Origin of the sequence: Methylobacterium sp. B4, assembly GCF_003201865.1 — a bacterium.
Classification (GTDB): Bacteria; Pseudomonadota; Alphaproteobacteria; order Rhizobiales; family Beijerinckiaceae; genus Methylobacterium.
In genome coordinates this window covers 87,308-99,214 of sequence record NZ_QJJJ01000015.1, presented here as the reverse complement: position 1 = coordinate 99,214, position 11,907 = coordinate 87,308, and the positions used below count along the sequence as shown (strand labels likewise).

The window sequence follows — 11,907 nt, the reverse complement described above, 5'->3', positions numbered from 1 at the left end:
TCCGCATGCGCAACCGCGACCTCGTCTACGTGTCGAGCGCGCCGTTCGCCGAGGTGGGCAAGGTGCTCGGCGTGTTCTCCACCGTGGCCGCTCCGGTCGCCTCCGGCGCCTCCCTCTACTCCGTCGCGCGCCAGCGGTGAGCCGCGGCGCGGCGGCCGCTCCGATGGGCGCGGGGACGGTTCTCGCCGTGGTCGGGCTGGCCCGCGAGGCGCGCATCGCCGCCGGGCCCGGCGTCGAGACGATCCAGGCCGGAGGCAATCCCGCCCGGTTGCGGACTGTCCTCGACGGGCGCCCGCCCGCCGGACTGCGCGCGGTGATCAGCTTCGGCATCGCCGGCGGGCTCGACCCGGCCCTCCGGCCAGGCGACGTGGTCGTCTGCACCCGGCTCGACGCAGACGGGCGCGATCCGGTGGATTCCGATCTCGCCCGACATCTCTCCGAACGCCTCGCGGGATCGCGGGATCGCGTCGTCGCCGGCGGCCTTGCGGGCTCGGACGTCGCGATCATGGCGGTGGCCGACAAGACGGCGCTGCACGCCCGTACGGGCGCCCTGGCAGTCGACATGGAATCCCACGTGGCGGCCGCCTACGCCGCCCGCCACGCCCTCCCCTTCGCGGCGATCCGCGTCGTCTGCGATCCTGCCGGACGCGCCCTGCCCGCCTTCGCCGCCTCGGCCCTCACGCCCGCGGGCGAGCCGGATCTCCGGGCGGTGCTCGGGGCGCTGCTGAGCGGTCGAGCCCGGATCGGCGAGCTGATCCGGCTCGGCCGCGACTCCTCGGCGGCGTTTGCTGCACTCACGCGCTGCCGGGCACGGCTCGGCCCCGGTCTCGGCCTGCCCTGAGCCTCGGATGGGTCGCTCCGGCGCCTGGACTCCGCCTCGAGTCCTCTCCGACGCCATGATTGGAGCCCGGACATGAAAAGGCCTGCGCGGCGGAACCGCGCGGGCCTTTTCGTTGGACGTCTGCCGACGTGAGCCCTCAGGCGGCGGTGCGCTTGCGGGCTTCCTGCTTGGTGTCGACGCCCGAGGCTTTGATCTCGGAGAGCTTCTGGGCGACGTTGCGGGAGAACACGAACTCGGCCGGGCGCTGGTTCTCCAGGCTGACCTCCGGCGCCATGTCGCCTTCCGTCTTGATGCCGCGGATCGCGTGCACCAGCGGCTTCCAGGGCTTGCGCACGGAGTCGACCACCGAGGAGGCCTCGTAGCCCGAGTGGACCATGCAGTCGGCGCACTTCTCGTAGTTGCCGGTGCCGTAGGCGTCCCAGTCGGTCTCCTCCATCAGCTCCTTGAAGGTCGCGGCATAGCCCTCGCCGAGCAGGTAGCAGGGCTTCTGCCAGCCGAACACGGTGCGGGTCGGGTTGCCCCACGGGGTGCAGTGGTAGGTCTGGTTGCCGGCCAGGAAGTCGAGGAACAGGCCCGACTGCTGGAAGGTCCACTTCTCGCGGCCCTTCTCCTTGCCGTGCCGGAACACGCCGCGGAACAGGTCCTTGGTCGCCTTGCGGTTGAGGAAGTGCTTTTGGTCGGGCGCGCGCTCGTAGGCGTAGCCCGGCGAGACGGTGATGCCGTCGATGCCCATACGGGTCACCGAATCGAAGAAGTCGGCGATCTTGTCCGGCGAGGAATTGTTGAAGAAGGTGCAGTTGATGGTGACCCGGAAGCCCATCTCCTTGGCCTTGGCGATCGCCGCCACCGCCTTGTCGTAGACGCCGCGCTGGCACACCGAGCCGTCGTGCATCTCCTTGTCGCCGTCGAGATGGATCGACCACGTGAAGTAGGGGCTCGGCTTGTACTCCTTGATCTTCTTCTCAAGGAGCAGCGCGTTGGTGCAGACGATCGCGAACTTCTTCTGCGCGATGATGCCCTGCACGATCTGCGGCAGATCCTTGTGGAGAAGCGGCTCGCCACCCGCGATCACGACTACGGGAGCCCCGCACTCGCGCACGGATTCGAGCGCCTCGTCCACCGGCAGGCGCTTGTTCAGGATCTCGTCGGGGTAGTCGATCTTGCCGCAGCCGGCGCAGGCGAGATTGCAGCGGAACAGCGGCTCCATCATCATGACGAGCGGATAGCGCTTCCGCCCCGTGAGGTGCTGCTTGAGGATGTAGCCGCCGATCTTCGCGACGTACCGTATGGGGATTCCCAAGACGCGGCTCCTTGAATGCTGTTCCCGGATTCAGCCGGGCTGATTAGCGTGAGAAGGACAAGAATTCCAGCGCATTAGGCTGGAATCATTCCGAGAGGGCGTTTGACGCGCCCGATTTGTGCTGACTGTGTCGTCGCGGACGCGCAGGCGGTTTCAGGCATCGGGGTGAGGCCTTCGGCTGGGCGGACCGAAACGGGAATGATCTGCTGATTTCCGGGTTCTGCGGCGGATTTTTGACCTTGCGAAACTTGAGCCAAGCAAGGACGGCCGGATCGTTGACGATATCGTGTGCGCCCCGTGCCGCCGGACCGCCCTCGGTCCAGCTACCGAGTCGCCCGCTGGGAACTCCGCTGGGACCCTGGGCGCCTCGGCCTTTCGGGTGCGGTGCGAAATCGCACTGCCCCGCGAGGGTTGCCGGCGATTGTGCCGGCGCGTTGCATTCCCTCGCCGGGACAAGTAGGTAGCGCGCCAACGACACGGATGATCGGCGTGGAGTCTCTTCGGAGTCTCGTCCAGGCGCGGTCCGTGTCCGCCGGGAAGGGACCGCCGACCGGCGGCGTCCATCCGGGCTTCCTACCCCCCGGGGGTCACGTCCGGCGGGTCATGACGAGGATCGATTCGGCGCGCCGCCGCCTTCTGAGGACGCCGCGTCCTGTGTCGCGGGAGGGAACGGGACCGTAAAAACGTCCCGGACCGTCGTCACGGGGGTGTCGGACCGGATCGCTAGGCAGGCAGGGTTTTACGTGATCGAACGTCTCGTCGCGTTTTCCGTCCGGCGTCGCTGGCTGGTTCTGGTGGCCGCGGCGCTCCTCACGATCGCGGGGGCTGCTGCGGCCGCCCACCTGTTCCGCATCAACACCGATGTCGAGCGGCTGATCGAGCCGAGCGTCTCCTGGCGCCAGGACGAGATCGCCTTCGAGAAGGCGTTCCCTCAGCGGACGAATCTCGTCGCCGCGGTGATCGACGGCGAGACGCCGGAGATCGCCGAGGAGGCCGCCGCGCGCTTCGCCGACGCCCTGAAATCCTACCGTTCCGAGATCGAGACGGTCTACCGGCCCGACGGCGGCCCCTTCTTCGACCGCAACGGCTTCCTGCTGATGTCGCAGCAGGAACTGGAGCAGGCCACCGAGCGCCTGATCGAGCAGCAGGGCCTGCTCGGGCCGCTGGCCGCCGATCCCTCCCTGCGCGGCGTGATGCGGGTGCTCAGCCTCGGCGTGAAGGGCGTGAAGAGCGGCGACGCCAAGCTCGACGATCTCGCCCAGCCGATGACCCAGATCGACGAGACCCTGCGCAAGGTGCTCGACGGGCAGCGCGCCCGCATGTCCTGGCAGACCCTGCTCGCGGGCGGGCGCAGCGAGACCACGGACACGCGCAAGTTCGTGATGATCCAGCCGGTGCTCGACTACAACGCCTTGGAGCCGGGTCGCGAGGCGACCAAGCTGATCCGGCGGGTCGCCGCCGAGCAGAACATCGATGCGGCGCACGGCCTGCGCATCCGCCTGACCGGCCCGGTCGCGGTGGCCGACGACGAGTTCGCCACGCTCGCCGACGACGCCTTCCTCAACTACTCGCTGACGACGGCGGCCATCGTCCTGTTCCTGTGGCTGGCGCTCCGCTCCGGCCCGCTCGTCATCGCCGTTCTGATCACGACCTTCTCGGGCCTCGTCGTCACGGCGGCTCTGGGTCTGGCCATGGTGGGCGAGCTGAACCCGATCTCGGTGGCTTTCGCCGCCCTGTTCGTGGGCCTCGGTATCGATTTCGGCATCCAGTTCGCCGTGCGCTACCGGGCCGACCGCTACGAACTCGGCAGCGTCGACGCCGCGCTCCGCGGCGCGTCGCGCGGGGTCGGCTGGTCGCTGACGCTGGCGGCGGTCTCGCTGCTGGCGGGCTTCTTCGCCTTCCTGCCCACGCAGTTCCGCGGCGTGTCCGAACTCGGCCTCATCGCCGGCGTCGGCATGATCGTGGCCTACCTGTTCTCGCTCACCCTGCTCCCGGCCCTGATCGCGGTGTTCAACCCGCGCGGCGAGAAGCGGGCGGTGGAGACGACCTGGATGGCGGGCGTCGATCACTGGATCGTCGAGCACCGCAAGTGGGTCCTGATCGTCGTCGGCCTGATCACCCTCGCCGGCATCCCGCTTCTCCTGAAGCTGCCGTTCGATTCCAACCCGATGCACCTGCGCAGCCCGAAGGTGGAATCGATCGCGACCTATCTCGACCTGATCAAGGACCCGGCCACCAGCCCCAACTCGATCGACGTGCTCGCCCCGAACGTCGATGCGGTGCCGGACTTGTCCAAGCGCCTTGAGGGTCTCGACACGGTCGCCAAGGTGATCTCGATTGACACCTTCGTGCCCCGCGATCAGGACCAGAAGCTCGCCACGATCCAGGAGACGGCGCAGCTTCTCGGACCGGCCCTCAACCCGGCCCGCAAGCCGCCGCCGCCGACGGATGCCGACAACGTCAAGGCGCTCAAGGAGACGGCCGCGGCACTGAAGACCATCGCGAGCGGCGACACGGCCGGCGCCAAGGCGGCGGACCGCCTGTCGGGCACCCTCGACACCCTCGCCGCCGCCCCCGCCGAGAAGCGCGAGGCTGCCAGCGTCGCGCTCACCACCGACCTGAAGACGCTGATGAGCCGCCTGTCCGGGCTGCTCGATCCGAAGAAGATCACCCTCGACAACCTGCCCAAGCCCCTGAAGGCCGAGTGGGTGACGAGCGACGGTCGCGCCCGCATCGAGGTCCACCCGAAGGGCGATTCGAACGACGACGAGGTGCTTCGCCGCTTCGCCAAGGAGGTGCAGACGATCGATCCCCACGCCACGGGCGCGCCGATCGCCACGACGGAATCGAGCTACACCATCCTCGGTGCCTTCGTGCAGGCCGGCCTGACGGCGCTCGCGCTGATCTTCATCCTGCTCTCGGTCGCGCTGCGCAAACCCTGGGACGTGGCGATGACGCTCGGCCCGCTGGTGCTGGCGACGCTGTGGACGCTGATGGCGCTCAAGGTCATCGGCATGCCGCTGAACTTTGCCAACATCATCGCCCTGCCGCTGATGCTGGCGGTCGGCGTGGCCTTCCACATCTACTACGTGATCGCGTGGCGGGCGGGTGTCGTCGACATGCTGGCCTCCAGCCTGACGCGGGCGATCTTCTTCTCCGCGCTGACCACGGGCACCGCCTTCGGCTCGCTGATGCTGTCGAGCCATCCGGGCACGGCCAGCATGGGCGAATTGCTCGCGCTGTCGCTGTTCTTCACGCTGATCGCGGCCTTCTTCGTGGTTCCGGCCTTCCTCGGCCCGCCCCCGAAGCAGCCGGATGCGAGCCGTCCCGAAGGCGAGGAAGCCGGCCGCCTGCCGGGCACGGTCGCCCGGGAGCATGTCGCGGTGAAGTAAGGCGGTCGGCGGAGCTGCGTCAGTCGCTCTCCAGACGGGCCTGAATCGCCTGCAGGATCCACGCGTCGCGGGTCAGTCCCGCCTTGGCCGCGGCGGCATCGATCTGGAGCGACAGTGCCGGCTTGACCGGCAGGCTCAGGATGAATGCGGTCTCGCCCTGCGTCGGATCGGTGGGATCGTAGACGAGGCTCGTCAGCACGGAAGCGAAGCGCCGGACCGCCTCCCGCTGGCGGTCGAGCGTCAGGCTCTCATCCTTGGCGACGAGTGGGCAGTAGATGGCCACCGCGCGATCCAAGATGACCGCGCGCGAGACGCCTTGGCTCCTGAGACGCTGGACCACCGAGGCGAGAGGATTGCCTGGGTCAGGGCTGCGTCGGCGTCCGGGTGCGGTGGCGGCGGCGGGCCGCAATCGAGTCCGGCCGCCGAAGCGGCCGTGCCGGTCAGACCCACTGCGATGATCCGGGCAACGAGGGCGGTGGTGCGTCGTCTCATGGCGGTTGCGTTCCTCGCGTCCTCGACGCTGACCCTGCGGGAGGCTTTTCCGCCGCCTTCCGCATGCCTGCCCCTGCGGACTTTCGAGCGTCGGCCACGGCTTCCGGTGAAGGATGCTCTCCATCGGATCGGATCGCGTTGATCTCGATCAGGCTCCGGGCGGCGCCTTGACGCCGACGCCCCGGGGCCGGCGGTCAGCCCTTCTGGGGAGGCCTACGGCAGAAAATCCGAGAAGCCTCCCCGCGCTGCGCCGCTCCGGTCGGCGGCCTCCCGCGCTTGCGGCGCGATCAGCGCGTCCCGCTCGGCCGCGTACTGGTAACCCGGCGCCTCCCCGGCAAAGCCGCCCGAGGTCGCGGGGTGGGTGTAGAGTTCGGTCAGCCCGTCCGGCAGGTGACGCAGCAGGGCGGTGACCCGGTCCGGGGTCATCGCCCCGGACCATGCGAGGCCGAGCGTCCGGTCCGGGATCAGCAGCCCCGCCTGCCGTGCCCGCACGGCAAGGAGCGCTGCCCAGGGCGCCGTGTCGAGGGCGGGCTTGCCCTGGAAGACGGGCTCGGCGCGCCGGAGCAGGTCGCGCGGCTCGCGCGGCACCCGCAGCGCCCGCATCCCGTAGGCGCGGCCGATCCGAAGCACCATCCCGGCGATCAGCGGGTGGATATGGAAATGCTTGTGGGCGTTGACGTGATCGAGCGGCAGGCCGGTCGCGCGGAAAGCCTCGAACTGCGCGGTGATCTCGGCGGCGAGCTGCCGGCGCGCGCTGGCCTTGAGGGCGAGGTCGAGGCCGAGGCGCTCCATGTCGCGCCGCATCAGCCCCTGCCCGTCGGTGAGGTCGGGAAGCGTCTCGGGCGGCAGGGTCGGCCATGCTTCGACCAGGACGAGATGCAGCCCGATCCGCAGTGAGGGTATCCCGCGCGCTCGTTCGACGGCATCGGCGGCACCGGGCGCGGAGACCATCAGGCTGGCGGCGGTGAGAACCCCCTCGCGATGGGCCTGCTCGACAGCCTCGTTGACCTCCTGGCTCAAGCCGAAATCGTCGGCGGTGACGACCAGTCGCTTCACGGAAATCCCCTCATCACGGGTGTCGAGAGGGCCTGCCCTCTCGCGGGTCGATGGCAGAGCCCTGGAAGCAAGAAAGGCCGGGCGGGTGCCCGGCCTTTCCTGTTTGCTCGGTCGCGCGGCGGAGCAGTGTTACGCGGCGGCCTTGCGGTCCCGGAGGAAGTGCCAGAACTCGACGCCCTCGCGCAGGCGACGCTTCATCATGTCGGGCGAGCGGACCATCTCGTTCACGATCGAGGCGATCTTCGGGGCGCGGAAGTAGAACTTCCGGTAGAATTCTTCCACCGCGGCGAAGATCTCGCCGTGCGAGAGGTGCGGGTAGTGGAGCGGCGCGATCTGCACGCCGTTCTCATCGACCAGCTCGGCATTCTCGACATCGAGCCAGCCGTTCTCGACCGCCTGCTTGTAGAGGAACGTGCCCGGATAGGGCGCGGCCAGCGAGACCTGGATGGTGTGCGGGTTGATGCGCTTGGCGAAGGCGATCGTCTCCTGGATCGTCTCCTTCGTCTCGCCCGGCAGGCCGACGATGAAGGTTCCGTGGATGGCGATGCCGAGGTCGTGGCAGTCCTTGGTAAACTTCTCGGCCACCTCGACGCGCATGCCCTTCTTGATGTTGTTCAGGATCTTCTGGTTGCCGGACTCGTAGCCGACCAGCAGCAGGCGCAGGCCGTTCTCCTTGAGCACCTTCAGGGTCTCGCGGGGCACGTTGGCCTTGGCGTTGCACGACCAGGTTACGCCGAGCTTGCCCAGCTCGCGGGCGATCTCTTCCGCGCGCGGGAGATTGTCCGTGAAGGTGTCGTCGTCGAAGAAGAACTCCTTCGTCTGCGGGAATTCCTTCAGGCAGTACTTGATCTCTTCGATCACGTGGGCGACCGAGCGGGTGCGGTAGGTGTGCCCGCCGACCGTCTGCGGCCAGAGGCAGAAGGTGCAGCGGCTCTTGCAGCCGCGGCCCGAGTAGAACGAGATGTAGGGATGCTTGAGGTACCCGATGAAGTACTTTTCCATCTCGAGGTCGCGCTTGTACACGCTCGTGACGAAGGGCAGCTGATCCATGTCCGTCATGATTTCGCGGTCCTCGTTGTGGACCACGACGCCGTTGGCGTCACGATAGGACAGACCCTTGATCTCCGACATCGGCACGCCGTCGGCGACTTCCTTGACGGTGAAGTCGAACTCGTTGCGGGCGCAGAAATCGATGGCCGGGGCCTGGGCCATGGCGCCGGCGGCATCGACCGCGACCTTGGCGCCGATCAGGCCGGCGATCAGCCGCGGGTTGGCGGCCTTGAGCGCCTCGACGGTCTTCACGTCCGACTTGAAGGACGGGACCGAGGTATGGAGCACCACGAGGTCGAAATCGTTGGCCTGGGCCACGATCTCCTGAAGCTTGATGTTGTGCGGCGGCGCATCGATCAGCTTCGAGTTCGGCACCAGCGCGGCCGGCTGAGCCAGCCAGGTTGGGTACCAGAACGACTTGATCTCGCGCTTGGCCTGGTAGCGCGAGCCGGCGCCGCCATCGAAGCCGTCGAAGGTGGGGGCCTGCAGGAAAAGCGTGCGCATGGGGTTCAAGGCCTCAAGGCTCGAGCGAATGACTGTAGAGGGCGAATGGTTTGAAGCTTAGACCGACGTCGCGCGCGACTCGCGACCGAGGCCGTGCTCCGGAATGAGCGTGCCGTCCGCAACCACACGGTAATCGTGACCTTTCCATGTCACCGCACCCGAGACGAAGCTCCAGGTGAAGTTGATGAAGGAGAGCATGTCACGTATCGGCAACAGCCAGTAGGCGTGGGGCGCGAGACCGAAGGCGCGCTCGATGCGCAGGCACAGCAGGATGCGGCAGGCGAGCGCGAGCGCGGCCACCGCCAGCGCGCCGATGCCGGCGCCGGGCATCAGCGCGGCGAGCAGGGCCAGCGGGAAGGCGTGGGTGACGACCGAGCCGGCATAGCCCTTCGGATCGACGTTGCGGATGGTGCGGTTCCAGCGCAACTCGTGCCGCCACAGGCCGGAGAGGTCGGTGTCGACGCAGGCATGCCCGATGGTGAAGGCGGGGATCGCCATGCGGCCGCCGTCGGCGCGCAGGGCCTCGCCGATGGCGTAGTCGTCGGCCAGATCGTCCTTGAAGGCGCGGAAGCCGCCGATGCGGGCGAGCGACGCCGCCGTCATGGCGATGGTGGAGCCGAAGCAGGGCCGGGCGAGATCGAAGCTGGTGCCGAGGATGACGTTGGGCACGAACTGCACGTCGATGGCGAGCGCCGCGAGCTGAGCGAAGGGGCCGCGCTCACCCGGTACGCCGTGATAGAGGCAGGTGACGCCGGTCACGCCCGGCTGGGAAAGGGCGGCGACGACGCGCTCCAGGTAGTCGGGGCGCACCGACATGTCGCTGTCGGCCAGAACCACGACTTCGTGGGCGATCTTCTCCGACATGTTGATGAGGTTGGAGACCTTGCGGTTCGAACCGTGCTGGCTCGCATCCACCACGAGGTCGAGGCGCAAGGAGGGATGGGCCGCGCGCAGGCGCTGCACCACGGCAAGTGCCGGGTCGGCGGCGTTCTGTACCCCGAACACGACCTGTACCGGGCCGGCGTAATCCTGGCGGCAGAAGCTGTCGAGATTCTCGAACAGGTCCGGCTCGAGGCCGCAGAGCGGCTTGAGGATCGTCACGCCGGGGCGGGGCGCGTCGGGTGCCAGGGCGGCCGGCGCGGCGCGGTCGGCGAAGCGGCCGGTGAGCCAGGCGGCGAGCAGAGCGTAGACGCAGCCGGCCAGCGCCATCGTCAGCAGAAGCGGTGCGATCCAGCCCAGCAGCTCGTTCAGGTCCATGGCGCCGCGTTGCTCGCTGCTGACTGGCTATCGAATCCCCGCCGCGGCGGGGCGTCTGGTCGGGCCCTGAGGCCGTGCCCCGCCGGGCGCGGCTCCGATGCCCTGCTGTAAGGCGCTCCCGACCCCCGAACCGGTCTCCGTTTCGGGCAGAGCGCTGCTCCGGAATCGTCCCGAAAGCCGACGACCGGCTTTCGGAGCGACGTCCTAGGACACGGGTCTCAAGGCGAGACTTTGACAGCGAGCATCCCGTCGGTGCGTTCACGCATGAATTTCAGCAAACCGTCGGCGCCGCCGGTCTTGAGCGGGTCGGAAAAGCCCGCCCGCATGGAGGCGACCTCGCTCACGTTGCCGTTGAGCAGCACGTCCTGCACCCGGTTCTCCGGGTTGACGACGTAGTCGACCTCCGAATCGTCGCCGTCCTTGTTCGAGACCCGGGTGAAGACGACGCGGTTGGGCCCGCGCGCCTCGCTCTGGGGCTTGATCTCGAACTTGCCGCCCGCCGCCTGCGACAGGCGGTTGGCGTAGAGCGTGACGAAGTACTTGCCGAAGGTCTCGGTCAGAGCTTCCTGCTGCTCGGGCTTGAAGCTCTTCCACTTCGGACCGACGGCGGTGCGCACCATGCTGGCCGTGTCGAAGGTCGCGGCCAAGGTGTCGCCGACGATGGCGAGGCGCGCTTTGAGGTCGCCCGCGCCGTTCTTCAGCGCCTCTTCGAACTTGGCGTAGAGGCGCCGGATCGGCTCGACGGCTGGATCCTCCGCAGCCCTGGCGGCCTGCGGCGCCCCCGAGACGGCGAGCACCGCGGCGGCGGCGAGAAGGGTGCGGCGGTTCAGGCGCACTTCTGGAGCGCTCCAGCTTCGTTGTCCGGGGAAAGGGCGGGATTCCGCGCGGCCGGGAAATAGGCCGGGGCGAGCGGGGCCGGAGCGAGGCGGCGGCCGAGCCGCGCCCGGATCGCGCCGAGACCCTCGCGCACCGCATCGGCCGCGTCCGGCTCGGCGGTGGCGGCGGCCTTGCGCTCCATCAGGTGCCAGAGGGCGAGGCTCGGAAGGCCGACGGCGAGGTCGGCCACCCGCTTGACCAGTGAGAGGGCGAGCGCGGCCTCCGGGGGGATGCCGAACAGGGCGCACAGGGCGATCAGGCCGCCTTCCTGGGCGCCGATGGCACCGGGCACCACGAAGGCGGCGCCGCGCACGGCCTGGGCGAGGCTCTCGATGACGAGAGCGTCCATGAAGCTGATCGAGTAGCCCATCGCGTTGAGCGCGATCCAGACCTCGACCGTGCCGACGACCCAGCCGACGAGATGGACGAGCAGGGCGGCGCCGACGCGGGCACGGTTGCCGTAGAGGCGGCGCAGGTTCTCGTAGAGCACGTCGACGGCGCCGAGCGCCCGCCACTCGCGGCCCGCGGCGAAGCGGCTGAGCGCCGCCTCGATCAGGCGGTGACCGCTGCGGCGCTGGATGACGTAGAAGGCGATGAGCGCCGGCACGGCGATCAGCACGCCGCCCGCGACCGTGCGCACCATCGGCCCGTCGCCGGTGATCTGGATCAGCAGCAGAAGCCCGGCCACCGTGAAGAGGAGCTGGGTGATCGCCTGGGTCATCAGGTCGACGAACATGCTGGCGCCGGCCATGCCGCCCGGGGTGCCGCGGCGGATGAGCAGGCGCGCGCCGATGAGGTCGCCGCCGACCTGCGCCACCGGGAGAAGCGTGTTGATGCCCTCGCGCACGAAGCGCAGCGAGATGCAGTCGCGCAAGGTGGGGCCGGCGCCGCGGGGGAAGACCACGTGCCAGCCGAGACCCGCCCAGGCGACCGCGGCGAAGCGGGCGAGCACGACGACGACGGCGCCCCAGCCCGCGCCGACGAGCGCGGCCGTGACATCGGACACGCCGGAGGACAGGAACAGCGCCAGCGCCGTACCCAATCCAACGATCGATGCCAGTGTAGTGAGACGCTTCATCAGCCTCTTTCGATAATCGGCGAAGGCTAGTGTTGTCGAAATCCCACCCGTGCCGGCCTTC

The 11,907-nt window shown here is 68.8% G+C and carries 9 protein-coding genes and 1 pseudogene; 3 read left to right on the top strand and 7 right to left on the bottom strand.

What is annotated here, in order from left to right; genetic code table 11:
• Both BY998_RS24800 and BY998_RS17325 read left to right on the top strand, forming a co-directional pair.
• Window positions 1–140, top strand: a pseudogene (locus tag BY998_RS24800) (sugar transporter); the annotation flags it as partial.
• A gap of 23 nt (window positions 141–163) precedes the next feature.
• A complete protein-coding gene (locus BY998_RS17325; protein ID WP_110352855.1) occupies window positions 164–841 on the top strand; it encodes a phosphorylase in 678 nt (225 codons plus the stop codon).
• Window positions 842–977: 136 nt separating this feature from the next.
• Here BY998_RS17325 and hpnH read toward each other — a convergent pair whose 3' ends face one another.
• The gene (gene hpnH, locus BY998_RS17320; RefSeq protein ID WP_110352854.1) at window positions 978–2,141 is read right to left on the bottom strand and encodes an adenosyl-hopene transferase HpnH; all 1,164 of its coding nucleotides are present in this window, start codon (window positions 2,139–2,141) and stop codon (window positions 978–980) included.
• A 743-nt stretch (window positions 2,142–2,884) separates the two neighbouring features.
• Here hpnH and BY998_RS17315 point away from each other — a divergent pair.
• Window positions 2,885–5,533 carry an MMPL family transporter gene (locus BY998_RS17315; protein ID WP_110352853.1) on the top strand — a complete coding sequence of 883 codons (2,649 nt, stop codon included), beginning with the start codon at window positions 2,885–2,887 and terminating at the stop codon, window positions 5,531–5,533.
• Between the two features lie 19 nt (window positions 5,534–5,552).
• On the opposite strand, the gene BY998_RS24795 is transcribed toward BY998_RS17315, so the two are convergent.
• The 6 genes from BY998_RS24795 to BY998_RS17285 form a co-directional block, all read right to left on the bottom strand.
• Window positions 5,553–5,816, bottom strand: a complete 264-nt coding sequence (locus tag BY998_RS24795; protein WP_245421628.1) for a hypothetical protein — start codon at window positions 5,814–5,816, stop codon at window positions 5,553–5,555.
• 422 nt (window positions 5,817–6,238) lie between these two features.
• Window positions 6,239–7,081 carry a hopanoid biosynthesis-associated protein HpnK gene (gene hpnK / locus BY998_RS17305; protein ID WP_110352852.1) on the bottom strand — a complete coding sequence of 281 codons (843 nt, stop codon included), beginning with the start codon at window positions 7,079–7,081 and terminating at the stop codon, window positions 6,239–6,241.
• Between the two features lie 129 nt (window positions 7,082–7,210).
• On the bottom strand, window positions 7,211–8,635 hold the full coding sequence (gene hpnJ, locus BY998_RS17300; protein WP_110352851.1) for a hopanoid biosynthesis associated radical SAM protein HpnJ: 1,425 nt from the start codon (window positions 8,633–8,635) through the stop codon (window positions 7,211–7,213).
• Window positions 8,636–8,692: 57 nt separating this feature from the next.
• Entirely contained in the window at window positions 8,693–9,892 is a 1,200-nt protein-coding gene (hpnI, locus tag BY998_RS17295; RefSeq protein ID WP_110352850.1) for a bacteriohopanetetrol glucosamine biosynthesis glycosyltransferase HpnI, read from the bottom strand.
• Window positions 9,893–10,110: 218 nt separating this feature from the next.
• Window positions 10,111–10,728: an ABC transporter substrate-binding protein gene (locus tag BY998_RS17290; protein ID WP_110352849.1), complete on the bottom strand. Its 618-nt coding sequence runs from the start codon at window positions 10,726–10,728 to the stop codon at window positions 10,111–10,113.
• On the bottom strand, window positions 10,719–11,846 hold the full coding sequence (locus tag BY998_RS17285) for an HpnL family protein (RefSeq protein WP_110352848.1): 1,128 nt from the start codon (window positions 11,844–11,846) through the stop codon (window positions 10,719–10,721). Before BY998_RS17285 ends, BY998_RS17290 begins: the two co-directional genes overlap by 10 nt.
• Window positions 11,847–11,907: the final 61 nt, after the last annotated feature.